Origin of the sequence: Halorubrum ezzemoulense (assembly GCF_004126515.1) — an archaeon.
GTDB lineage: Archaea > Halobacteriota > Halobacteria > Halobacteriales > Haloferacaceae > Halorubrum > Halorubrum ezzemoulense.
The window spans coordinates 2,824,287-2,847,499 of the sequence record NZ_CP034940.1 but is presented as its reverse complement, the minus strand read 5'-3'; the positions used below and the strand labels follow the sequence as shown (position 1 = coordinate 2,847,499).

Here is a 23,213-nt window from a genome sequence, read left to right as displayed (position 1 = left end):
CTTGGCTCGACTACTCCTGCTCGGGCGCGTCGTCTTCCGGGACGGCCCCCTCGACGAGCGACTGGTCGCCGTACTGCTCCCGGAGGTCCTTCTTCGAGAACTTCCCGGTAGCGGTCTTGGGAACCTCGTCGATGAACTCCACCGCGTCCGGGACCCACCACTTGGGGTACTCCTCGCGGAGCCCGGTCTCGATCCGCTCGACGAGCTCGTCGCGGTCGACGCCCTCGGCCACGACGATGAACGCCACGGGGCGCTCCTGCCAGCGCTCGTGGGGCACGCCGACGACGGCCGCCTCGCTGACGCCGTCGTAGGCCATGATCGCGTTCTCCAGCTCGACGCTGGAGATCCACTCGCCGCCGGACTTGATCACGTCCTTCGTCCGGTCGACGAGCTGCATGTAGCCGTCCTCGTCGACGGTGACCACGTCGCCGGTCTTCAGCCAGCCGTCGACGAACTCCTCCTCGTTCGCCTCGGGGCGCTTGAAGTACTCCTTCGTGACCCACGGGCCGCGGATCCGGAGCTCACCGAACGCCTCGCCGTCCCACGGGATCTCCTCGCCGTCCTCGTCGATGACCTCGAACTCCAGGCCGGGAGCGACGAGCCCCTGCTTCGAGCGCTTGTTCACCTGCGTCTCGTACTCGGCGTCGCGAAGGTCATCTTTGAGATGCGAGACGGTGCCGATCGGCGACAGCTCCGTCATCCCCCACGCGTGGAGCACCTCCACGTCGCGCTCGTCGTACCACTCGACCAGTGCCTTCGGCGCGGCCGCGCCGCCGATGATCACGGTGTCGAGCGTCGAGAGGTCTACCTCGTTACCCCCCTCGATGTACTCGCGGAGGCCGAGCCACACCGTCGGCACGCCCGCGGAGATGGTCACGCCCTCCTCTTCGATCAGCGCCGCGAGGTCCGCGGGGTCCGGCGATGGACCGGGGTAGACGTGCTTCGCGCCCGCGGCGGCGGCGGTGAACGGCATCCCCCACGCGTTGACGTGGAACATGGGAACGACGGGCATCACCACGTCAGAGTCCTCCATCGGGATCCCCTGCGGGGTCTGGGAGGCCATCGTGTGGCTCCATAGCATCGAGTGGGTGTACTCGACGCCCTTCGGCTTCCCCGTCGTGCCGGAGGTGTAACAGAGGCCGGCGGGCTGGTCGCCGTCGAGGTCCGGCCAGTCGTACTCGGTCGAGTGGTCCGCGATGAACTCCTCGTAGGCGGGCGCGTTGAGCGCGTCGATGCCCTCCGAGCCCATCGCGACGAAGTCGACGCCGTCGAACTCTTCCGCCCCCTCCGCAGCGCCCGCGATCTTCTCGGCGAGCGACGGGTCGACGAAGATGATCTCGTCTTGGGCGTCGTCGACGATGTACTGGATGTGCTCGTCGGGCAGCAGCGGGTTGATCGTGTGGAGCTGCGCGCCCGTGTTCGGGACGCCGAAGTACGTCTCGAAGTGCCGCGTGTGGTTCCAACAGAACGTCGCGACGCGGTCGCCGCGCTCGATCCCGTGGTCGTCTAAGGCGTTCGCGAGCCGGGCCGTCCGGTCGGCGTACTCGGCATACGTGTGCCGCGTCCGCCCCTCGTGCGTCCGCGAGACGATCTCGGTGTCGGGGTACAGTCGCTCGGCGCGCCACATGAACGGTCGCAGGGTCTGCGCGTGTCCGCCTGGCATACCTCTCACCTCACGCGGTCTGGAACTATGAACGTTATCATGATTGATCGTGACTCTTCACCCCCGAAACAGGCTCGCGTGGACCGGCGCGTGGTTAGAGTCTGGCCGCGGGTCGTCGCCGTCGTCGCCGTCCTCGTCGGAGACGGCGCGGCCGTCGACGCCGTCGGCGAGGAAGTCTCGGACCGGCGGGCCGACGTGTTCCGGCTCGACGAGGAACGCGTCGTGGCCGTGGTCGGAGTCGACCACGTGGTGGGCGACCGGCACCCCGGCCTCGCGGAACGCGTCGCCCAACGACGCCGACTGCTCGACGGTGAAGTGCCAGTCGGCGGTGAAGCTCATCAGCAGCGTCTCGCCCTCGAACGCGGCGAGGGCGTCGGCGTCGGTCCCGTGGCCGGCGGCGAGGTCGTACTCGTCCATCGCGCGCGTCAGATAGAGGTAGCTGTTCGCGTCGAAGCGGTCGCCGAACCCCTCCGCCTGGTAGTCGAGGTACGACTCGACCTCGCGGTACGGGAAGAACCCGGCTGTCGGCTCCGGCGGCAGCCCGAGGTCCCCGTCCTCGCGCGTCAGGGAGTCGCGGCCGGCCGACCGGCGCCCGAACTTCCGCTCCATCGACGCCTTCGAGAGGTACATGATGTGGCCGATCTGGCGGGCGATCGCGAGCCCCTCGGTCGGGGCCGGCCGGTCGTCGCCGTAGTAGTCGCCCCCGTTCCAGTCCGCGTCCGCGCGGATCGCCCGGCGCGCCACCGCGTCGAGCGCGAGACACTGCGCGTCGAGGCGTCCGGCCGTCGCGATCGCGACCACGCGGTCGACGTCGTCCGGGTACCGCTTCGCCCACTCCAAGGCGTTCATCCCGCCGACGCTGCCGCCCACGACCGCCCGGAGCCGCCCCACGCCGAGGTGGTCGAGCAGCCGGCGCTGCGCGCGCGCCCAGTCCTCAACTTGGACCGGCGGGAACGCGGTCCCCCACCGGTCGTGGTCGGGCTCCTCGCGGAGGTCGAGGTCCGCGGGTCGCTCGCTGGCGGGGCCGGTCGTCCCGTAACAGGAGCCCGGAACGTTCGCGCAGACGACGTAGTACTCGGTCGTGTCGATCGCCTTCCCCGGGCCGACGACGTCGTCCCACCACGCCCGGGCCTGCCCGGCCTGCCCGGCCCCCGTGGTCTCCGCGTCCCGCTCCGGCTCGGGGGAGCGCGCGACGTTCTGGCTCCCGGTGAGCGCGTGGCAGACGAGCACGACGTTGTCGCCGTCGAACTCGCCGTGCGTCTCGTAGGCGACCTCGAAGTCGGGGACCGACTGCCCGCACTCGAAGGTGAACTCGCCGAGCGAGGCGACGCCGTGGTCGGTCGGGACGGCGCTCATCGGTCCGCCCCCTCGTCCGCGGCCCGCTCCTCCTCGGTCCGGCCCGCCGCGACGTGCTCGCCCGCGGCCAGTCCCGCGTCGAGGTCGGCGATCACGTCGTCGGGGTCCTCGATCCCCACCGAGAGCCGGAGCATCTCGGGGTAGACGCCCGCGAGCCGCTGCTCGTCCTCGTCCATCTGCGCGTGGGTGGTCGAGGCGGGGTGGATGACGAGCGTCTTCGCGTCGCCGATGTTCGCGAGGAAACTCGTCAGGTCGACCGACTCGCAGAAGGTCTTTGCGGCCTCGTACCCGCCGTCGACGCCGAAGGTGACCATCCCACCGAAGCCGTCGAGGTACTCCGCGGCGTTGCCGTGGCTCTCGTGGTCCTCGAAGCCGGGGTACGTCACCCAGTCGACGCGGTCGTCGCCGCGGAGGAACTCGGCCACCCGCCGCGCGTTCTCGCAGTGGCGATCCATTCGCAAGGGGAGCGTGTTCAGCCCCTGGATCGTCTGCCACGCGTCGAAGGGCGACTGCTGGCCGCCGGTCGGCCGCACGCCGCGCTGGCGGGCGACGTTCGCGAACGCGGCGTCGCCGAACTGCTCGACGAAGTCGATCGGGTACGCGGGCGATTCGCCGTCGAGCTCGGCGTAGTCGGCGTCGGGGTGGTCCCACGGGAACTGCCCGCCGTCGATCACGACGCCGCCGACGGTGGTGCCGTTGCCCGTGATCCACTTCGTCGTCGACTCCCAGACGACGTCGGCGCCGTGCTCGAACGGCCGACAGCAGTACGGCGTCGCGAACGTGTTGTCGACGACGAGCGGCACCGCGTTCTCGTGGGCAATCTCGGCGAGCCGCTCGAAGTCGGGCGTGACGAGCGAGGGGTTCGCGAGCGTCTCGACGTGGACGAACGCGGTGTCGTCGTCGATCGCGTCGGCGTACGCGTCGTAGTCGAGGGTCTCCACGAGCCGCGTCTCGATCCCGCGGCGGTCCGCGACGCTGGTGAGGTACGCGGCCGTCCCGCCGTACATCTCGGAGCTGGCGACGACGTTGTCGCCCGCGCTCGCGAGGACGGTGGTTATCGCGTCGAACGCGGCCATCCCCGAGCCCGTCGCGACCGCGTCCGACCCGCCGGCGAGGTCGGCGAGCCGCTCTTCTAAGACGTTCACCGTCGGGTTTGAGAGCCGGGAGTAGACGTGGCCCTCCGCCCGGAGCGCGTACAGCTCCGCCGCCGTGTCCGCGTCGTCGAAAACGTACGAGGTCGTCTGGTGGATCGGCGTGGCGCGGGCGCCGGTCGCCGCGTCGGGCTCGGCGCCGGCGTGGAGACTCCGGGTGGAAAACCCACGTGTCATGTACGTAGTGTATATCTCTGGACACTGCTATAACTGTCAGTTACGGCAAGTGATGCCTCGGCCTGTCCCGCGGCGGACACCGAACGGCGCGCCGCGGCTCGAGACCGAACCCGTCGCTACTGCGACGCCGCTTGGAGAACGCCCCCCGAAACGGTTTCCGGCAGTCTCACGAGGATTCGGGTATGACTGAAACACCCACACCTGCCGACCTCGTCGCCGACCTCACGCTGACGGAGAAGGTCCGACTCGTCCACGGGGCCGTCGACCCTGAGGGTCGGGCGACGGGCTACGTCCCGGGCGTCGAGCGCCTCAACATCCCCCCGCTCCGGCTGGTCGACGGGCCGCTCGGTGTCCGGGTCCCCGGCGAGTCGGCGACCGCGTTCCCCGCGCCGGTGGCGCTCGCCGCGACCTTTGACTCGGCTCTCGCGCGCGAGCACGGCGCGGCGCTCGGCCGGGAGACGCGCGGCGCGGGACAGGACGCCCTGCTCGCGCCCGGCGTCAACCTGATCCGCGTCCCGCACAACGGCCGGAACTTCGAGTACCTCTCCGAGGACCCGGTCCTCTCCGCGACGATGGGCGCGCGGGTGGTCGCGGGGATCCAGTCGGCGGACGTCATTGCCACCCCCAAACACTACGTCGCGAACAGTCAGGAGACGCATCGCGCGTCGGTCAGTGCCGAGATCGGCGAGCGCGCGCTCCGGGAGTGTTATCTCCCCTCGTTCCGCGACGCCGTCGAGGCGGGCGCGGGATCGGTGATGACCGCCTACAACGGCGTCGACGGCGTCCGGATGAGTGACCACCGCGAGCTCGTAACCGGGGTGCTGAAAGGCAAGTGGGGGTTCGACGGGTTCATTGTCTCCGATTGGTACGGAACGGAGGCCGCGGCGGCCGCGGCCAACGCGGGCCTCGACGTGGAGATGCCGGGCACCTCGCCCGAGGCGCTCCACGACGGGACGGAAGATGAGGGCGACGAGTCCGACGGCGGCGGCTTCGACGACCTCCCCGAATCGATCGCTCGCGGCATGCCCGATCCGCGGACCTGCGAGGGGTTCGCCGAGACGCTCGCCAACGCGGTGCGAGACGGCGACGTCCCCGAGTCACGCCTCAACGACATGGTCGTCCGGGTCCTCCGCGCAATGGACGGCGTCGGGCTCTTACGTGACGCAGACGAGCGCGCCGACGGCGCCGTCGACACGCCGGCCCACCGCGAGCACGCCCGCGAGGTCGCCGCGCGAGGGACCGTCCTGCTGAAGAACGACGGCGGGGCGCTCCCTCTCGACGACGATGCCGATGTCGCCGTGATCGGCCCGAACGTCGACGAGGCGGTCCTCGGCGGCGGCGGCTCCTCGGAGACGACGCCGGTCGTCTCCACGGCGCCGGTCGAGGGGTTCGAGTCCCGCGCCGCGGGCGACGTGACCGTCGCCCACGGGCTGCCCCGAGTCGAGGGCGTCTCGATGTTCGACCTGCTAGCGGGCGACGAGGAGACCGACGAAGACGCGCGCGGTCCCGACGTCGACGGCGCGGTCGACGCCGCGGGCGACGCCGACGCCGCGGTGGTCTTCGTGCGCGACGCCGCCACCGAGGCGATGGACCGCGAATCGCTCCGGCTCCCCGGTCGACAGGACGAGCTCGTCGAGCGGACCGCGGCCGCCGCGGCCCGGACGGTTGTCGTCGTCAACACCAGCGCCCCGGTCGAGCTCCCTTGGCGCGACACCGTCGACGCGGTCCTGGTGAACTGGTACCCGGGACAGGCGCACGGCGACGCGGTCGCGAGCGTCTGCTACGGCGACGCCGACCCCGGCGGGCGGCTGCCAGTGACGTTCGCTCCCGAGGCGGCGTACCCGACGGCGGGCGACGAGCGCCGCTACCCCGGCGTCGACGGCGCGGTCCGGCACGACGAGGGAGTGTTCGTCGGCTACCGCTGGTTCGACGCGGACGACGACCGCGCCGCGGGCGCGGGCGACGCCGAACCGACCTACCCGTTCGGCCACGGCCACTCGTACGCGACCTTCGAGTACCGCGACGCGAGCGTCGAGGCGGCGCCGGCGGCCGACGCCGAGCGTCGGGCGACCGTCACCGTCGCGAACGTCTCCGACCGCGACGGCCGCGAGGTCGTCCAGGCGTACGTTCGCCCGCCGGCCGTGGACGGGGTCGACCGCCCGGTCCGGGAGCTCGCGGGGTTCGCGAGCGTCGCTGTCCCGGCGGGTGAGGTACGTACCGTCGAAATCGCGCTCGACGAGCGCGCGTTCGCGCGGTACGGGGAGTCGGGGTGGCGGGTCGACCCCGGCGAATACGCCGTCGAGATCGGCCGTTCGAGCCGGGACGCGCGGGTTGAGCGCGTCGTCGACCGCCGCGACGAAGCGTGAGTTTATCCACGGTCGCGAGCCAACAAGAGGTAATGGCAGTCGCCGTCCCCGTTCCCGACCTCGCCGACCACGCGACCGACTGCGCCGACCGCCTGCGCGAGGCCGACAGGGTGCTGCTCGCGTCCCACATCGACGCCGACGGGATCACGAGCGCCGCGGTCGCGTCCACCGGGCTCGCCCGGGCGGGGATCGACCACGAGGTCGTCTTCGAGAAGCAGCTGGACGCCGACTCGATCGCCGGGATCGCCGCCCGCGAGTTCGACGTGGTGCTGTTCACCGACTTCGGCTCCGGCCAGCTCGACGCCATCGCCGACCACGAGGACCGCGGCGACTTCGTCCCCGTCATCGCTGACCACCACCAGCCCGCCGACCGCGACACGCGGTACCACCTCAACCCCCTCTTGGAGGGGATCGACGGCGCGAGCGAGCTGTCGGGGGCCGGCGCGAGCTACCTCCTCGCCCGCGCGCTGGAGGGGCCCGACGGCGACAACCGCGACCTCGCCGGGCTCGCCGTCGTCGGCGCGGTCGGCGACATGCAGGACTCGGCGGACGGGCTCGTCGGCGCCAACGAGTCGATCGTCGCTGACGGTGTCGACGCCGGCGTCCTCGAGGCCCGGACCGACCTCGACCTGTACGGCAGACAGACCCGGCCGCTCCCAAAGCTCTTGGAATACGCCTCCGACGTGAAGATCCCGGGGATCTCGAACGACGAGGCGGGGGCGATATCCTTCCTCACCGACCTCGACGTCGACGTGAAACGCGACGGGGAGTGGCGGCGCTGGGTCGACCTCGACGGCGGGGAGCGACAGGCCCTCGCGTCGGCGCTGATGCGCCGCGCGGTCGCCTCGGGCGTCCCGTCCGAGCGGATCGAGGCGCTCGTCGGGACCTCCTACACGCTGGTCGACGAGGAGCCCGGAACGGAGCTGCGAGACGTCAGCGAGTTCTCGACGCTGCTCAACGCGACCGCCCGCTACGAGCGCGGCGACGTCGGCCTCGCGGTGTGTCTCGGCGACCGCGGCGACGCGCTCGCGGAGGCGCGCCGGCTCCTCCGCACCCACCGGCGGAACCTCTCCGAGGGCCTCCAGTGGGTCAAAAACGAGGGCGTCACCCACGAGGACCACCTCCAGTGGTTCGACGCCGGCTCCCGCATCCGCGAGACGATCGTCGGTATCGTCGCCGGGATGGCGGTCGGCTCCCCCGCGGTCGACCGGTCGAAGCCGGTGATCGCCTTTGCCGAGGAGAGTGCCGAGGAACTGAAGGTGTCCTCGCGCGGCTCGCATGCGCTCGTCCGCCGGGGGCTCGACCTCTCGACGGTGATGTGCGAGGCGAGCCGATCGGTCGGCGGCGACGGCGGCGGGCACGACGTGGCCGCGGGCGCGACCATTCCTATCGACGAGCGCGACGCGTTCCTCGCCGCGGCCGACCGGATCGTCGGCGAGCAGCTCTCTTGACGGGGGCGACCACGCCGCCCGGTCGTCACCCGACCGTCCGCCGGACCCAGCCCGACGCGCCGCTCGGGACGGGGCCGGACTCTTTCCGGGGCTGGCGCGTCCCCTCGCCGTCGACCGCGCGGACGACGACCTCGTGTTCCCCGGCGGGCTCGAAGGCGTGGCGCCACTGCCGCCAGACGTCCGCGTCGGGCAGCGCGTCGGAGAGCTCGGCGTCGGTCCACGAGTCGCCACCGTCGGTCGACACCTCGACGCGCTTGACGCCGGGCGTCCCGGCGTAGGCGTGGCCGGCCAGTTCGATCCGGCCGTCGCCGAGTTCCGTGATTCCCTCGTCCCAGAGCTTGGCCACGGTGGTCACCTCGCCGGTCCCCTCCCAGCCGCGCTCTTCCCAGTAGCCGTCGTCCTCGACGTTCAGCAGTTCGATTTCCGAGAGCCATTTCACGTTCGTTTCGCCCCAGTGGCCCGGGATCAGCGTCCGGACAGGGTGGCCGTGGTTCGTCGGGAGCTCCTTGCCGTTCATCCCCCACGCGAGGAACCCCTCGGCGAGGACGTCGACCGGGAACTCGACGTAGTACCCGTCCTCGCCGCGCAGCATCGCGCAGTCGCAGTCGCCCTGCGGGTCCACAGATTCGAGCAGCGGCCGGATCGGCGTCCCCGTCCAGACGGCGGTGCCGATTCGGCGCCCGTTCAGGTCCTCCCCGACGCACCGCAGCGTCACCGCGCGGTTCTCGGCGGGGCGCTCGATCAGCTCGTCGAAGTCGACCGTCCGCTCGGAGCCGGTCTCGCCGGTGAACGTCAGCGACCACTCGCCCGCGGTGACCTCCGGGTCGAACTCCGCGATGTCGACGTTGTAGAACTCGCCGATCGGCGTCACCATCTCCTGGAGCCCGTCGCTTTCGACCGTCAGCGACGCCGAGTCGAGTTCTCGGAGCCGCGCGGCTGCGCCCTCCGACCGCGGGGCGTTGGGAAAGGGCTCGTCCTCCGACGCGAGCGCCCGCCGGCCGACGACGGTCGCGGCGACGAACCCGAGCGCGCCGGCGACGACCCCGAGCGTCCGGCGGCGCACCGCATTGACGACCGCCGGCGAGCCCCTCACTGTGCCGGTGTCACCTCCGGACGGGGTCGCGGACGACGGCAACCACCCGATCCCGACGACGACCGCCGCGGGGAGCGCCGCGCTCAGCGCACCCGTCGAGACGCCCGTCAAGCCGGCGGCAAGCAGCCAGGATCCCCCACCCGCGATCGCGGCGCCGACTGCTCGCCGATCGGTGCGCGCGGCGAGCCGAAGGCCCGCGAACGCGACCGTCCCGAACAGTCCGACGGCGATCGCGAGCGCCAGCGCGATGTGGATCAGGTGACCCGCCTCGCCGAGCGTTTCGATCGTCGCCGTCACGATCGGTCCAGGGGTCAGGTTGACGACGGTTTGGTCGATCGGCCTGACGACGAACGACGGCGTCCACCCCGCGACGAGGTACGAGCCGGCGATCGCGGCCGCGCCGGCCGCCGCGGCGAGAAGCGGTTCCCGTCGCTCGGTAACGTTGATCACGGTCAGGGTTAGGGCCGCAGTAACTTGAACTGCGGCCTCGGGGCGGTGTTGAGATAAGGTCGAAGGATGAGGCGGTCAAAGGATCGAGTTGTCTATGCTCAGTTTCGACCGCCTCAGCGGCGATAGCGGTTGTATCGAGTTAGATTTTCTGGAGCGAGAGGCGACACCCGAGTCGGCGATGAAACTCGGTATCCGACTCCATTTGGCGGGGCTATCACTTTCGGATACCGTCTCGACTCTTGAGAGATTGGGTGTCGATCGCCATCGAACCACCGTCCATCGGTGGGTACAGAAAGCCGATTTACAGCCGACGGACGGTGCGAATCCGAATCACGTTGCGGTCGATGAAACCGTGGTCCAGCTCAACTCTGAGCAATATTGGCTGTACGCTGCTGTCGATCCCGACACAAACCACCTGCTCCACGTTCGGCTCTATCCGACGAGAACGAACGCGATCTCCTCGATGTTTCTCTCAGAACTCCGTGAGAAACATCAGGTCGACGACGCGGTCTTTCTCGTTGACGGTGCGCCATGGTTACACGCGGCCTGTCATCGTCATGGGCTCCGATTCCAACACGTCACACATGGGAATCGGAATGCCGTCGAACATGTCTTTCGCGAAGTAAAACGACGAACAAACCAATTCTCAAATACGTTTAGTCACGCTGAACCGAGTACCGCCGAAAATTGGCTACAAGCGTTCGCCTTCGCATGGAATCAGCTTATCTAAACACTACCCCGAAACCGCTACAGTACCGTCGGCGTCGCCGGAGTACGCACAGCCGCGACGGCGAGAAAAGCGATCAGAACGAGCGCCGCGAGCGATCGCAGCGAGGGGGCGGCGTCGCGTCAGGCCTCGCCGAGGTCGCGGAACATCGCGCGGTAGTCGTCGGTCGACAGCGACTCGCCGAGGTTGTCGATGTCGGCGTCTAAGTCCTCCAACCGGTCGACCAGGTCGGCGTACGCCTCGTTCTCCTCGCGCTGTGCGGCCGGTTTCTGCGAGCTGAGGACCGCGCGTTTGCTGGCGAGGGCGGCGGCCTCCTGAACGAGGTCGTCGTACTCGCTGCGCGTCAGTAGCGTGTCGATGGCCGCGAGCAGCTTCGAGCGGCTCACCGGCTTGGTGAGGTAGAGGTCGAACCCCATGTCGATGATGTCGAAGTCGGGTTCGACCGCAGTGACCATCGCCACGCGACAGTCGTACCCCTCCTCGCGGATGTGTTCCAAGACGTCGTCGCCGCTCCCGTCGGGGAGGCGGCGGTCGAGGAGCACCACGTCGACGCCGCCGTCGACGCGATCGATCGCCTCGGCGGCAGTCTCCGCCACGTCGACGGCGTACCGCTCCTCTAAGAAGCCGGCGTACAGCGCCGCGATGTCTGGCTCGTCCTCCACGACGAGCACCGACGGATCGCTCACCGCCGATCACCGCCGAGGGCGACCGGACACGCTTCACCGGGCATACACGAATGGGCGGCGTGTCGAGAGATAAAACTGTCGCCGTCCATTCGCCCGATGTGCTCAACCGTCTTTTATATACCCTGGCTGCCAAAGGGGAGACGAATGTCAGAACTCGTCTCCACCGGGGTCGAGGGGCTCGACTCCATTCTCACCGGCGGCATCACCGAGCGGTCGACGGTCCTCGTCTCCGGCAACCCGGGCACAGGCAAGAGCATTTTCGGCATCCAGTACCTCCATCACGGCGTCTCCGAACACGACGAACGCGGCGTCTACGTCTCCTTCGAGGAGGACGAGGCCGACATCCGCGGCGCGGCCGAGTCCGTCGGCTTCGAGAGGTTCGACGAGATGGTCGAGGACGGCGACATCGTCATCCTCGACAAACGCGAGATGCTCCGCGAGACCGACTTCTCGACGGCGGTCGACCGCCTGCTCGACACCGTCGAAGACGGCGACTTCGACCGCCTCGTCTTGGACTCGCTGTCGATGTTCCAGTTGTTCTTCGACGCCGAACAGGAGAAGCGCACCTACCTGCTGAAGTTCTCGGACATCCTCAAGGCGAACGGGCTCACATCCCTGCTCATCAACGAGCAGGGCGCCGTCTTCCCCGACACGGAGGTCAGCTTGGAGAACTTCCTCACGGACGGGAACATCTACTTTATCCAGACGCCGACCGACTCCGGGGTCAACCGCTACGTCTGGGTGGCGAAGATGCGGAAACAGGACATCGACACCGACATCTTCCCGATGGAGATCGGACAGGGGGGGATCACGGTCCATGAGCGCGCGGGCGGGTTCTCGATGATGGGCGGCTCCGACGACCAGCCCTCGTTCTAACCCTCGCAGCGCGGCTGCGTCGATCGCGACCCGGTGACGCTCTTTCGATCGCGGCACGATCGACGGTCTTCCGATCGCCGCCGCCGCCCAACGCTGATCACTTTCGCGATGAGAGGTCGCGCCAGACGTCGTCGAGGCGGTTCTTCACCGCCGACCGCTCCTCCACCTCGACGGTGAGTCCGTCGCGGAAGTCGACCTCGACCCCATCGACCTTCCGACGGTACACCTTCACGCGCCGGTGTTCGTCCGAGAGCGGGCGGTCGTGTAACTCCAGTAGATCGGCCTCCTCCAACTCGTTGATCCGTCGGTAACACGTCGCGATCGGGACGTCCAACTGGTCGCTGAGGTCCTGCGCCGACTTCGCGTCGCCCGTCGCCGTCAGGATGTCCGTGTTGTATTTGTTACCGAGTACGGTAATCAGATTGTCCCCCACCATTCACGTTATCGAGATTGATTTTGTGTCTTATAACGGTACCGGTGATTGTCTCGATCGCCGAACGGCTCGATCCGGCGGCCGGGACGGGGACCGCGACCGCTTCAGCGGTCCGGACTGCTGACCCGTGTTATCGCCGCTGATACCCGCTCCCGTGGGTTTATGACCGGTGTTCGAGCAGAGTGGGTATGGAGCTTATCGAGGGGTTGTACTTGATGACAACCACCGTGCTGGCCGGCGCGAGCGCGACGCTGGTTGCGTTCGCCGTCGCAGCGTACCGGTCGTCCGGTCGCACGGCGATGGCGTACCTGGCTGTCGGCTTCGGACTCGTCGTCGTCGCGGCAGTCGGGACGCCCGCGGCCGCCTTCCGGACCGAGTTCGCCGACCCCGAGGCGCTACTCTTAGTCAACACCGGGCTGCTCGCGGCGTCGATGGCGTTCATCGCCGGGAGCCTCGCGGTGTATGAGCCGGGGACGCGCGAGTTCGTGATCCCCGAGTCGGAGCTGTCGCGTCTGCGCGATCGGTGACAGTCGGGTCCGAGCCCTAACCCCCCGCGTCGCCGCCGAATCGATCCTAAGCGAACGCCGCGAAACTGGAAGCGTACCCCGCTCCCCGACGCCCTTTTGCGTTCTCGGTCCGTAACGATCTCGATGACAGATCGCTGTCGAAACGGCGGCGCGACCGCGAGCCCGCGACCGGTTCCGCGGCGGCGCCGACCCGGTGAATCGCCCCGAGGCTCGGGGCGTCGACGATGACGGCTGCCGACGCCCGCGGCGGCCTCTCGCCGGTCGCGCGCCTCTCGGACCTCGCCGCGCGCGCCGGCGTCGGCGCCGGGGTCACGGTGCTCGTGAGCGTCCTGCCCGTCGTCGGGCTGGTCGCGCCCGCGGTCGGCGCTGGCGTGGCGAGTTGGACCGACGACGCAGAGCGCCCCCGCGGCCCGAAGATCGGGGTCGCCACGGGCGCGCTGGTCGCGCTGCTGTCGCTGCCGCTGACGTTCTTCGCCGTCTGGGTCGCGGCCGCGGTGTCGCCCGCGGCGACCGTCGGCGTCCTCGCGCTCACGCTGTTCGGCGCGGCGTACGTCATCGGCAGCGGCGCGCTCGGCGGCTACCTCGCGGATCGGATCGCCGAGGACCGCGATACCTCGCCGGCGGACGCCGACCGCGAGGCGCCCGCGACGCCGATCGAGCGCCTCAAACACCGCTACGTCGAGGGCGATATCTCCGACGCGGAGTTTGAGCGCCGCCTCGACCGACTGGCCTCCGCCGACCGCGACCGCACTGACTCGGCGTCTCGACGCGAGACGCCCGAGACGACTGCCCCCGAGCACGAGCGCTGAAACGGCCTCGGGGGGATCGCTCTTTCGAACGGCGTCGTTGACACCCGGTATTCACCCCTTCTCGCTCGTCACGTCTCGCCCGACGCGGTCGCCGCTCGTTCGCACATCGGATTCGTGATGGAGACCGGTCGGTACCGCCGCTGCGCCGCAGATCCAGATCTGATACTCTCTCGCCGAAGTCGTTGATATATTCTGTAACTAAACTACTCAAAATAACCCGAAAATCGCACGACCTGACGTGTTTATCAACTCGGATAACCGGGAACGTGATCTTAAGTAGGAAATCCACTTCGCTATCGATAACGCCCGCCGGGCAGGCCGGGGGCCGACGCAACACAACCAATGTTCGAAACCATACTGGACGAGGAAGAGCGCGGGCAAGTGGGGATCGGGACCCTCATCGTGTTCATCGCGATGGTGCTGGTGGCGGCGATCGCCGCCGGCGTCCTGATCAACACGGCCGGGTTCCTCCAGACGCAGGCAGAAGCAACGGGCGAAGAAAGTACAAGTCAGGTTTCCGACCGGCTTCAGGTGGTGAGTCAATCTGGATATCTCAGCGACACGTCCTCCGGTACTGTGGACCACCTACAGTTCGTGCTCGCACAATCACCGGGTGCTGATAATATCGATCTTGATGAAGTGTCCGCTGAGCTAATTGGAGAGGATGGGCAAGAAACCTTCCAACTGAGTAGTGATGAGGTCGATATCAACATTTTCACTGGCGGTTCGAACAACGTAATGACTGATACTAGTGATCGAGCAGAAGTCTCGATTGCGCTCACCAGCAACAACGACATTGCCGGTGTGACAGAGAATCTCGGCTACACGCTTGAGGAGGGTGACACGTTGACGTTCACTTTCACCACACCATCTGGGGCGACAACCACTACGGAAATTCGGATTCCGAGCACTGTCGTTGATAATTCAGTGAGGCTGTGAACATGTTTGAAACTATCACTAATTCCGAGAAGCGCGGTCAAGTTGGTATCGGAACGCTCATCGTGTTCATCGCGATGGTACTGGTGGCGGCGATCGCCGCCGGTGTGCTGATCAACACGGCTGGGTTCCTCCAGACGCAAGCAGAGGCAACGGGACAGGAGAGTACGGACCTCGTCTCTGAACGGATCGACGTAGCGAGCGAAGTCGGTATTGTCTCTAGTACAAATACTGAAGAGCTTGATGAGATCCGTCTTACCGTTACTGGTGCACCAGGTGCTGATCAAATTGACCTCGGTGAATCCACGATCCAGGCTGTCGGACCTGGTGGCCAAGAAAATCTAGTTTTCGCTGCAGGTCCTGATACTGATGTTAGTGGTTCGCCTGGAACAGATGAAATTATTGCTCCGTCGGAGATAAGTGAATCAGCGACGACAATTGATGTGAATGTTGGTTCACTCTCAAATGGCCAAGAGGTCCGTCTGACTGATGGTACTGGTAGTAATACCTACTCACAGACTGTTACTGGTGGCCAAATAAACACGATCGACTTCTCTGGCGAGGGACTTGACCTGAGCGCCGGCGATCTCACAGTTGAGCTGGTTGACAGTGGTGGCTCCGTAGCCAATTCTCAGACCTACACGGTTTCAGCAACTGTAGGCCCTGATACCCTTAATACCGATGTTAGTGGTTCGCCTGGAACAGATGAAATTATTGCTCCGTCGGAGATAAGTGAATCAGCGACGACAATTGATGTGAATGTTGGTTCACTCACAAATGGTGAAGAGGTCCGTCTGACTGATGGTACTGGTAGTAATACCTACTCACAGACTGTTACTGCTAGCCAAATAAACACGATCGACTTCTCTGGTCAAGGACTTGACCTGAGCGCCGGCGATCTCACAGTCGAACTGATTGACGGTTCTGACTCCCTAGTAACTGGTCAGTCCTACACGGTTACAACCAAACCAACTGCCATTGGTGACGTCAGCCAGCTCGGTGCTGATCAATTCGGTGTTCGTGAGGGTAGTACATTCCAACAGAACCCCGTCATCGATGACTCGAACCAACAGTACCAGATTATCCTGAACCCGGCAGTTGGTTCACTACAGAACACTGATAACCCGAACAATAAGTTCGGACAGGCTGATACTGCTTCGCTCGACATCGTCTCGCCTGCCGGTGCGACGACTTCAGCTGAATTGCGTGCCCCAGACCTGTTCAACAACAACGAAGAAGCAGTCAGGCTCTAACGACTCTCGAATCACAAGTTAACCGCCTCGGCGGAGCCGATCCGCCCGCAACACCTATTTTACGGCGCGCGTTACCACGACGCATGAGTGACCACGACGCACCGGCTGCCGACCCCGACGCGCCGCCGGCCGATCCGGACGAACTCGACTTCACCGATGACGAGAATGTCGTCGAGATCGATGAAGGGCGGTACGTCGTCGGCACGAACGGCCGCCCCAACGTCGGGCGCTCGCAAGACGACCGCCGACCGCCGCCGGACGACGCGGCTCCTCCCGCCGACTCGGGCGAGTTCACCACCGCGGAGCCCGCAAGCCCCGACGACCGCCGACCCGCTGGTAACGACCCGCGAACGAGCGCCGCCGGGCCCGGCGTCGAGGACCGCGACCAGCGACAGGCAAGCGGACAGGACCGAGCCAGCAAACGGGGACAGCCCGGCAGGCGGGGACGTACCGGGTCAAGTCCCGGCGAGCAGCAGGCACCGTCCGGCGCGGACGCGGTCGACCGGCAGGCGGTGAGCCGGTGGCTGGCGACCTCCTTCGACGACGACGGCTTCGACTACGGTATCGATGCGACGCTCCACGCGAACGGCGACACCACCCGCCAGCGGACCGTGTCGAACGACGTGACGGCGACGTTCGACACGTTGATCTCGTGGTTCGCCTCCAATGCGGGGCCGAACTCGCCGACTCCGGAGGCGATCGGGTTGCTGCTCGCGGCCTCCGAGACGACAGTCAACCTGCCGCCGGTGGTGATCAAGCGGTTCGCCGCAAACCAGGGGCTCACGGCGAGCGATAGTATCGGCGACCTCGTGCGCGCCGCTGAGGAGGAAGGCGGCTTTCAGATTGAGTGAGCCCCATTGGGGCCGGTTCTCAGCACAGGTTCACACCATCACTTCAACGCGAGCGTTGATTAATTACAGAGCGCAGATACTGTTGTAGAAGGCTTACAACGCCCGAACTACCTCGGCGTTTGAACGGGTCGCATCCACTGGTTGAGGTCGCTGACGGTTTCTTGACTCACATGGACCCACGTCTGGCCATTCCAGGTCTCTTCGACACGCTGCCAGTGGTCATTCGACTGTGGAATGAACCGCACTCGATGGCGGGTTCCTGCGTGGTCAGTAAACTCGAGAACTTGTTCACACCGAGTTGACGACGTCATTGGCTGTGTTGGAGTCGCAGTACTTTGTGGAGCTGTACATTCAGTTTGTGAAGCGCTGTCGACCGTCGCTGTATTGCTGTCTGACATTTATTCACCGGAGGGAATCTCTCAATCATACCCTCCACCCCGCTCGGGGGGTACAAACTACTTTTGTACAGGCGGCCGAGGCGACTGCCCCGGGGCTTGACCCCGGGGTTGAAGCCGACAGCATTATTATGCTTAAGACAGTATAATTCAGTATGGGACAGATGGAATGCTATCCAAAACTGCGACAACGGGGTGTTGTCACGATCCCAGAAGAAGTCCGAGACGGTCTTGATCTGGAAGAAGGCGACCAACTGAAACTCATCGTCGAAAAACTCGACTAACCAACCGTGAAACACACGCTTCGTTTTCGCGCGTACCTGCCTGACGACGTGGAGAGCGAAGCGTGGCACCACATCGACATCCTCCGGCAGATCCGCAACCACACTGTCCGAGACTACTACAACTCCGACTACAACGACCGACCATCAGACTACGACCAACACAACAAACTCACCGCTTGGGCAGACCGCTGGCCGACCTTCGCGGAACCCTCCAGACACGCCGCACAACAAGCCATCACTCAGATCCACAGCGATCTGGAAACACTACAAGAACGTCGAGAAAACGGCTACAACGTCGGAAGGTTACAGTGGCAAGGCAAAGGCGAATTTCGGTCAGTGTCGTACAATCAACCCCGTCGCTGGAACGTGGATCACAACACGGGCGACGACCGATTCGTGCGACTCCGACTCGAAAAGATCGGCTGGTTCAATATCCGAGCAGACCGCAACGTGCCATCCAAAGACGAGATTGACGAGGTCATCCTCAAAAAAGAATCGACGGGTGAGTGGTACGTCTCGCTCGTCACCACCGTGGAAGACACGCCAGAGAAACCGTCACTGAGTGAGATTAAACCCGAAGACTGCGTGGGTGCTGACCTCGGCATCACCAACTACATCCACACCTCGGAAAATCTGTCCGTGGCTACGCTTGACCTGTCGGATGAGTACGACCGGTACGCACGCGAGCAGCGGAAACTCGCTCGGAAAGAACACGGCTCTAACAATTGGGAGAACCAACGCCAGCAGGTGGCGCGAGCCAAACGCAAAATCAAGCGGAAGGTCGAAGATTTCCAGCACAAGCTGACGACGTGGCTCGTGAAAAAGTACGATGTGGTGGCCGTGGAGGATTTGGACGTGAAACCGATGCTGGAAACCAGTCAAAATGCGAAAAGCAAACAGGATGCGGCGTGGTCGCAGTTCATCGAACTGTTAGAGTACAAAGGTGAATTACACGGCACACACGTTGAAACGGTTGAACCTCGTGGGACGACAAAAGAGTGTTCGGTTTGTGGCGTCGAGACGGCCAAGCCGATCTGGGTGCGGGAGCATTCGTGCCCTGCGTGCGGACACAAGGAAGATCGTGATTTGAACGCGGCGAAGAATATTCTCACTCGTGGATTGCGGCAGTTAGGGCTGGGACAGTCCGAATCAACGCCTGTGCAGACTGCGCTCCCTACGTTCACGCCTCACCGAGAGGCCGTGGATGCAAAGCGCGTCGTTGAAGCAGGAAGCCTCGGGGCTTGACCCCGGGGTGCGTTCACCAACTACTAGACGGGATCAGATCTCGATGGCTGAGCCCACAGGCGTTCACTTGACGTACCGCAATCCAAATTCTCATTCGGCTCTGCTGAAATCCTATTATTCAGATATATTATCGGCTGAAACAGCCGGTCGACAAAGAGTGCGTATCGAGCATCAATGGCATGTGTGAGACGGTAGGTCTCCCGAAGCGTTTTGCGTCTCGGTGAAGTAGCGGCAGGTATGGCACGAGCTGATTCTGGGAATTCGGACCCTCCTGAACGGGAAATCCGCTTAGTGAAGAACCCAGATGGCCAGTGGACGGCTCGTGATCTCCGTGTCGGCGTGACTGCTCAAGATAAAAGCCGGGACGTAGCACTTGACAATCTTGATGCCGTCATTGAGGCGGTAGAAGGTGATGGCGGGCGGCCTCCAACCGATGAGGAGATACGTGACCTCGGTGTTGATCCTGAAGTCGCTCAATCACAGAGCGATGAGCTTCCCGATGTCCTACAGTAGCAATGGTGACACGGGACTTTTCGGGTGAAGACGTGTACAAAGTGCTGGTGAACGTTGGTGGGTTTCAGCACGTCCGTACCACAGGGGATCACCTGATTCTTCGATGGGATCCACCAGAAAGCCATGAGAACACGGATACGCGTACGGTGACTGTTCCGGCCCACGACTCAATCAGCATCGGAACGCTCCATGATATTGCTGACGACGCCGGTGTGGAGAATTTCGAAGCGTTCTGCGAGTGGATCGACGAGAATCGGTGACGACTGATATAGGTTTCTGATACTCACGGACATAAATACGTAAACACATCTGGGATTTCGACCCGGTCGAGTGCAGAGAGAGCAGCCTCACGGAGATCGTCGAGTGTGTCAAACAGGCGGTTCCCAAGTTCTTGATCAAGTTGTCTCCAACACTCTTCCGCGGGGTTCAGCTCCGGTGAACCCCGCGGTAGGTAACAGAGTTCTATCGGTGTACCTTCAGCAAACTCTTGGACCTTGTTCGCCGTGAAATACGAGGCGTTGTCCAAAACGACGCAAATCTTCTCGCCGAATTCAGTCTGAAGTGCGTCGAGAAGTCGAATCGTCGTGTCGCTGTTAAAATTCCCTGCACACGGCAGGAAGAACGTCTCACCGCCATCGCTGACTGCACCAAGCAACTTGATGCTATCCCACGCGCCCGTCACCGGCAGTGACGGGCGCTCCCCTTCCGGAAACCACGCATAAATCAACGTCGAGAGAACCTGTCTCGTCTGATCGATGGTCAGGATCGTGTATTCGTCGTCCAGGTCGTTGCGCTTTTTTTGAAGCCTTCTTTCCAAGCTTCTTGGGCTCTTTCGTCGGATTTGTAGAACTCCGGCCGGGCTGTCTTCCAGGACAGCCCGGCCTCAGACATCAATCTCCGGACGTGCCGCTCACAGTACTCAACGTCAAACTCTTCGGCGAGATAGTGACGAGCTAGTGGAACAGACCACGCGGGCGCGTCTAATCCTACTTCCTCGGGCGATTCGTGAAGTACCTTGACGAACCGCTTGTGCTGTTCATCAGAGAGTTCGGTTGGTCTGCCTTCGCGCGGATCGTCGTAGGCGACTTGCTCGACCGGCTCATCAGCGAGCCGGTCGAGCCGACCAACCCACCGAGACAACCATGGACCGGTGTATCCGTATCGTTCAGCAACCTCCGCCATCGTTGCATCGTCTTCTTCAAGATAGTTGATCACCGCCATTAGCCGCTGTGTCGGCTTTTTATCTTCGACCTCCGCGAGAGCGTCGCGGAGGTCGTCAAGAGTGGCGGCGTCAAGCGTGGACATACTCGCTAATCACACTCTAACCTAAAGAATATTTAGCTGACAGTATGAGTCACCTGTATTGACCGGAACCGGAGTAGAACGTATCACTTTCTGAGAATTTCAACGGAGCCTCTCATTCAAATTTAAATAGAATAATTCACAAAAATACGGTAGCGTTGCCATCACACCCGATTACCGACACGATTACACTTAGACCGCTTAGCTGAAGTTCTAGATTACGGACAATAACCAGTATAATCGCAAGACGTAGCGGGGTTACTCTGTTGCGAAACCGACTGATAATAAAAATAAAAAGAGCTACCCAGAAGATCCGACAGAGCGTGTGAATAACATAGGGCGGTGCCATCCACCGAGGCCCAAGCGACCACTAACCGGGGCGGACACCCGATCCAATACACTACACAGATCGGCAAGCGACCAGAGCACCGAGACCTGGGAAACCACTCGACGCGGCCTCAACATCGGCAGCCACACCGAGGACGAACCCACGTGGATGGATCCGGTCTGATCTGCTCAGCAGCAACCCACCCCTTGTCGTCAGCCAACCAAGGCCACGCACACTGGAAGCCACAGGCCGACAGTGATGCGGCTCGCCACAGCCTGGTGAGACGGCTGTAATATCGCTCCATCAGACACGCCTCTCAGGAGACCTGCGATCCGGTGGCAGCCAACAGACGATGCCACGCCGGGAAGCAGGGTGATTGTCTGGAAGCAAACGGACAGTCCCGAGTAGCAACTGGTGGTCTGTCGCGAGGACATGAGACTTCTTCATCGAGCAGGCGGGCGTCCTACGGGAGGAAACGTGGTGTCCTGCGTTGGGGAACAGGAAGTTGTTCTTTCAGGAACGCGGTGTCTTGCGGCAGGAAACGAGATGTCTTGCGTTGGGGAACAGAGAGTTGTTCTTTCAGGAACGTAGTGTCTTGCGTTGGGAAACAAGATGTCCTGCGTTGGGGAATGGGGAGTCTTGCGTTGGGGAAGCTGTGTCCTGCGGTAGGAAACAGGGAGTCTTGCGTTGAGGAAGCGCCTGTCCTGCGTTGGGGAACGTGGTGTCTTGCGTTGAGGAAGCGCCTGTCCTGCGGTAGGAAACGTGGTGTCTTGCGTTGAGGAAGCGCCTGTCCTGCGTTGGGGAACGTGGTGTCTTGCGTTGGGAAACGGGGAGTTGTTCTTCCCGGAACGGGGTGTCTTGCGTGGGGAACGAGTGGGCCTGCGGTCGGGACCAACTGGTCTTGCGGCTGGGAACGGCGAGTCGTTGCTTCACCAGCGGCTGGTCCGGCGATAGAGAATCGACGGGCGTGCCCGAGGGCGGACGGATCTATGGGTCCGGGCGCGACGAAGTCTGTCTCAGCCAACGGATACGCCTCCGGACGGAAGCGGGTACGCACAACAACTGACTTGGTGAGTCTCACACAAGCGATCACCCAGTCGGCTTCAAGATAGCGAGCCCTCGAACGGCGGGGAGCGATAACATGACCCCGCTTCGAGATGGCGCCGTGAGGGATTCACTGCTTGGTGGCAATCGTTGCGCCCGACTCGCTGCGAGCCGCTGTGGGGCGGCGCTGCTGGGGCCACACCGTGAGCGCAACTCAGCTGTCACCGGTGTGTGTTGTGTCCAACTGGAGCCCTCAGACGTAGGCCACGAGGAGGGCGCGATAAGGAACCACGGACGTGTTCACCGAGCGATTGTCAGTCTCCTGCGGGTCGCGACATGTGTCATCGGCCGCACGGGCGGTGGCCAGACGCGAGTCAGCCGTCCCGAGTGACGGTGCGAGCCGACGGGTGCGACTGAATCGAGGGTGGGTGAAACTGTTGTGTGTCGTGTGGCGTCGTGCTGGGCGCTTCCCCAACCGACGGCGTCGTCGTCGTGGCTGTGGGGTGTCGCGATCGTTGTTGGCGTCGGGAACAAGGGGGTCGCTACTGGTGCACGCACGGAGTGACAATGCGGTGGTCGGGTGGGTCATGATCTGGTTACACGGATCGAGCGGAGAGCCCTCAGGGATGTCTTCAGTCAGCGGCATGGATCGACGCGACAGGCGATCGGGTGGCGAATTGGGACACACTGTCGAGCGAGTGCGCCGTGGCTGTCTGGCGTCCCATCTCCTAACGGGGGATGGACTGTGGTCTCGTTCAGGGAGAGACGTTTGCTGGTGAGCCGTGCGTCTCGGTGCGTCGCAGTGGTCACGGCGGTGTCTCAGTGTGGTGTGTGCGGTCGTTCAGTCGTGCGAGCATGGGCGTGGCGACTAGTGGCGTTGTGCTGAGCGTGATGTCGGCCTGGGGACGACGGCGCCTTGCGTTGTGATCGTCGTGGGGGACACCACGGTCGTGAGGGAGCTGCGCGGCGTGGGACAGTCGGTGTTGCTGTGGTGGTGACGGATCGATCGTACGGTGCTGTGGTGGTACACAAAGCGTCACGACGACGTCGACAGCGAGGCCGTCCGGAAGGGCGCCATACCAAGAGCGGAGGCGACGTCGTGGTGCGTGTGGTGGGAGGTTGGTCTCACGTCCCGGATCGATCTGGGAACACCTGGGGCCACAGTGGGTTCAGACGAAGAGTACTCTAGGCTTTCGGTGGGTTCACATTAGAATTACTCTGGGCTCTCGGTGGGTTCACAGGAGCATTACTCTGGGCTCTCGGCGGGTTCACGTCGAACGCTCACCTCGATCACCTA

At 64.4% G+C, this 23,213-nt stretch carries 19 protein-coding genes and 1 pseudogene; 13 read left to right on the top strand and 7 right to left on the bottom strand.

What is annotated here, in order from left to right; genetic code table 11:
• Nucleotides 1-10: 10 nt before the first annotated feature.
• From EO776_RS14565 to EO776_RS14555, 3 genes are read right to left on the bottom strand one after another with little or no spacing between them, the layout of a single operon-like run.
• Nucleotides 11-1,663, bottom strand: coding sequence for a long-chain fatty acid--CoA ligase (locus tag EO776_RS14565; RefSeq protein ID WP_049932669.1), 1,653 nt, complete (start codon nt 1,661-1,663; stop codon nt 11-13).
• A 57-nt stretch (nt 1,664-1,720) separates the two neighbouring features.
• Entirely contained in the window at nt 1,721-3,019 is a 1,299-nt protein-coding gene (gene metX / locus EO776_RS14560; protein ID WP_049932668.1) for a homoserine O-acetyltransferase MetX, read from the bottom strand.
• The gene (locus tag EO776_RS14555) at nt 3,016-4,347 is read right to left on the bottom strand and encodes an O-acetylhomoserine aminocarboxypropyltransferase/cysteine synthase family protein (RefSeq protein ID WP_049932666.1); all 1,332 of its coding nucleotides are present in this window, start codon (nt 4,345-4,347) and stop codon (nt 3,016-3,018) included. Before EO776_RS14555 ends, metX begins: the two co-directional genes overlap by 4 nt.
• Before the next feature lie 182 nt (nt 4,348-4,529).
• Here EO776_RS14555 and EO776_RS14550 point away from each other — a divergent pair, with 182 nt between their 5' ends.
• A complete protein-coding gene (locus tag EO776_RS14550) occupies nt 4,530-6,713 on the top strand; it encodes a beta-glucosidase (RefSeq protein ID WP_100050502.1) in 2,184 nt (727 codons plus the stop codon).
• 32 nt (nt 6,714-6,745) lie between these two features.
• A complete protein-coding gene (locus EO776_RS14545; RefSeq protein WP_100050501.1) occupies nt 6,746-8,164 on the top strand; it encodes a single-stranded-DNA-specific exonuclease RecJ in 1,419 nt (472 codons plus the stop codon).
• Nucleotides 8,165-8,189: 25 nt separating this feature from the next.
• Here EO776_RS14545 and EO776_RS14540 read toward each other — a convergent pair whose 3' ends face one another.
• Complete coding sequence (locus EO776_RS14540) at nt 8,190-9,707, bottom strand: molybdopterin-dependent oxidoreductase (protein ID WP_100050500.1); 1,518 nt, start codon at nt 9,705-9,707, stop codon at nt 8,190-8,192.
• Nucleotides 9,708-9,801: 94 nt separating this feature from the next.
• Here EO776_RS14540 and EO776_RS14535 point away from each other — a divergent pair, with 94 nt between their 5' ends.
• On the top strand, nt 9,802-10,437 hold the full coding sequence (locus EO776_RS14535) for an IS6 family transposase (RefSeq protein WP_100050499.1): 636 nt from the start codon (nt 9,802-9,804) through the stop codon (nt 10,435-10,437).
• 119 nt (nt 10,438-10,556) lie between these two features.
• Here EO776_RS14535 and EO776_RS14530 read toward each other — a convergent pair whose 3' ends face one another.
• Nucleotides 10,557-11,120, bottom strand: coding sequence for a HalX domain-containing protein (locus tag EO776_RS14530; protein WP_100050498.1), 564 nt, complete (start codon nt 11,118-11,120; stop codon nt 10,557-10,559).
• A 144-nt stretch (nt 11,121-11,264) separates the two neighbouring features.
• Between EO776_RS14530 and EO776_RS14525 the strand changes: the two genes are divergently transcribed.
• The gene (locus EO776_RS14525; protein ID WP_100050497.1) at nt 11,265-11,996 is read left to right on the top strand and encodes an RAD55 family ATPase; all 732 of its coding nucleotides are present in this window, start codon (nt 11,265-11,267) and stop codon (nt 11,994-11,996) included.
• Between the two features lie 97 nt (nt 11,997-12,093).
• Here EO776_RS14525 and EO776_RS14520 read toward each other — a convergent pair whose 3' ends face one another.
• On the bottom strand, nt 12,094-12,432 hold the full coding sequence (locus EO776_RS14520) for a helix-turn-helix domain-containing protein (RefSeq protein WP_094520321.1): 339 nt from the start codon (nt 12,430-12,432) through the stop codon (nt 12,094-12,096).
• A 185-nt stretch (nt 12,433-12,617) separates the two neighbouring features.
• Between EO776_RS14520 and EO776_RS14515 the strand changes: the two genes are divergently transcribed.
• The 9 genes and pseudogenes from EO776_RS14515 (at nt 12,618) to EO776_RS14470 (ending at nt 19,502) form a co-directional block, all read left to right on the top strand.
• On the top strand, nt 12,618-12,956 hold the full coding sequence (locus EO776_RS14515) for a hypothetical protein (RefSeq protein ID WP_094520320.1): 339 nt from the start codon (nt 12,618-12,620) through the stop codon (nt 12,954-12,956).
• 224 nt (nt 12,957-13,180) lie between these two features.
• Complete coding sequence (locus EO776_RS14510; protein ID WP_129452517.1) at nt 13,181-13,765, top strand: SHOCT domain-containing protein; 585 nt, start codon at nt 13,181-13,183, stop codon at nt 13,763-13,765.
• A gap of 342 nt (nt 13,766-14,107) precedes the next feature.
• Nucleotides 14,108-14,704: an archaellin/type IV pilin N-terminal domain-containing protein gene (locus tag EO776_RS14505; RefSeq protein WP_100050495.1), complete on the top strand. Its 597-nt coding sequence runs from the start codon at nt 14,108-14,110 to the stop codon at nt 14,702-14,704.
• Nucleotides 14,705-14,706: 2 nt separating this feature from the next.
• A pseudogene (locus tag EO776_RS19910) lies at nt 14,707-15,171 on the top strand (archaellin/type IV pilin N-terminal domain-containing protein); the annotation flags it as partial.
• Between the two features lie 866 nt (nt 15,172-16,037).
• Nucleotides 16,038-16,805, top strand: a complete 768-nt coding sequence (locus EO776_RS14490) for a DUF7500 family protein (RefSeq protein ID WP_129452516.1) — start codon at nt 16,038-16,040, stop codon at nt 16,803-16,805.
• Between the two features lie 550 nt (nt 16,806-17,355).
• Nucleotides 17,356-17,484 (top strand): AbrB/MazE/SpoVT family DNA-binding domain-containing protein, encoded by a 129-nt coding sequence (locus EO776_RS14485; protein WP_080508704.1) that lies wholly within the window; start codon nt 17,356-17,358, stop codon nt 17,482-17,484.
• 6 nt (nt 17,485-17,490) lie between these two features.
• Nucleotides 17,491-18,729, top strand: a complete 1,239-nt coding sequence (locus EO776_RS14480) for an RNA-guided endonuclease InsQ/TnpB family protein (protein WP_094520316.1) — start codon at nt 17,491-17,493, stop codon at nt 18,727-18,729.
• Nucleotides 18,730-18,966: 237 nt separating this feature from the next.
• A complete protein-coding gene (locus tag EO776_RS14475) occupies nt 18,967-19,242 on the top strand; it encodes a type II toxin-antitoxin system HicB family antitoxin (protein ID WP_129452515.1) in 276 nt (91 codons plus the stop codon).
• Between the two features lie 2 nt (nt 19,243-19,244).
• Complete coding sequence (locus EO776_RS14470; RefSeq protein ID WP_129452514.1) at nt 19,245-19,502, top strand: type II toxin-antitoxin system HicA family toxin; 258 nt, start codon at nt 19,245-19,247, stop codon at nt 19,500-19,502.
• A gap of 23 nt (nt 19,503-19,525) precedes the next feature.
• Here the strand turns inward: EO776_RS14470 and EO776_RS14465 are convergent.
• Nucleotides 19,526-20,547, bottom strand: a protein-coding gene (locus EO776_RS14465) for an IS630 family transposase (RefSeq protein WP_129452446.1) whose coding sequence is annotated in 2 segments (ribosomal slippage) — nt 19,526-20,041 and nt 20,044-20,547 — 1,020 coding nt in all. Because the reading frame shifts where the segments join, the coding sequence is not laid out codon by codon here.
• Nucleotides 20,548-23,213: the final 2,666 nt, after the last annotated feature.

Coding starts and splice junctions, on each gene's coding strand:
- EO776_RS14485 (WP_080508704.1), top strand. CDS start 17,356: ATGGGACAGATGGAATGCTATCCAAAACTGCGACAACGGGGTGTTGTC.
- EO776_RS14520 (WP_094520321.1), bottom strand. CDS start 12,432: ATGGTGGGGGACAATCTGATTACCGTACTCGGTAACAAATACAACACG.
- EO776_RS14510 (WP_129452517.1), top strand. CDS start 13,181: ATGACGGCTGCCGACGCCCGCGGCGGCCTCTCGCCGGTCGCGCGCCTC.
- EO776_RS14505 (WP_100050495.1), top strand. CDS start 14,108: ATGTTCGAAACCATACTGGACGAGGAAGAGCGCGGGCAAGTGGGGATC.
- EO776_RS14490 (WP_129452516.1), top strand. CDS start 16,038: ATGAGTGACCACGACGCACCGGCTGCCGACCCCGACGCGCCGCCGGCC.
- EO776_RS14470 (WP_129452514.1), top strand. CDS start 19,245: ATGGTGACACGGGACTTTTCGGGTGAAGACGTGTACAAAGTGCTGGTG.
- metX (WP_049932668.1), bottom strand. CDS start 3,019: ATGAGCGCCGTCCCGACCGACCACGGCGTCGCCTCGCTCGGCGAGTTC.
- EO776_RS14555 (WP_049932666.1), bottom strand. CDS start 4,347: ATGACACGTGGGTTTTCCACCCGGAGTCTCCACGCCGGCGCCGAGCCC.
- EO776_RS14550 (WP_100050502.1), top strand. CDS start 4,530: ATGACTGAAACACCCACACCTGCCGACCTCGTCGCCGACCTCACGCTG.
- EO776_RS14475 (WP_129452515.1), top strand. CDS start 18,967: ATGGCACGAGCTGATTCTGGGAATTCGGACCCTCCTGAACGGGAAATC.
- EO776_RS14535 (WP_100050499.1), top strand. CDS start 9,802: ATGCTCAGTTTCGACCGCCTCAGCGGCGATAGCGGTTGTATCGAGTTA.
- EO776_RS14545 (WP_100050501.1), top strand. CDS start 6,746: ATGGCAGTCGCCGTCCCCGTTCCCGACCTCGCCGACCACGCGACCGAC.
- EO776_RS14525 (WP_100050497.1), top strand. CDS start 11,265: ATGTCAGAACTCGTCTCCACCGGGGTCGAGGGGCTCGACTCCATTCTC.
- EO776_RS14515 (WP_094520320.1), top strand. CDS start 12,618: ATGGAGCTTATCGAGGGGTTGTACTTGATGACAACCACCGTGCTGGCC.
- EO776_RS14565 (WP_049932669.1), bottom strand. CDS start 1,663: ATGCCAGGCGGACACGCGCAGACCCTGCGACCGTTCATGTGGCGCGCC.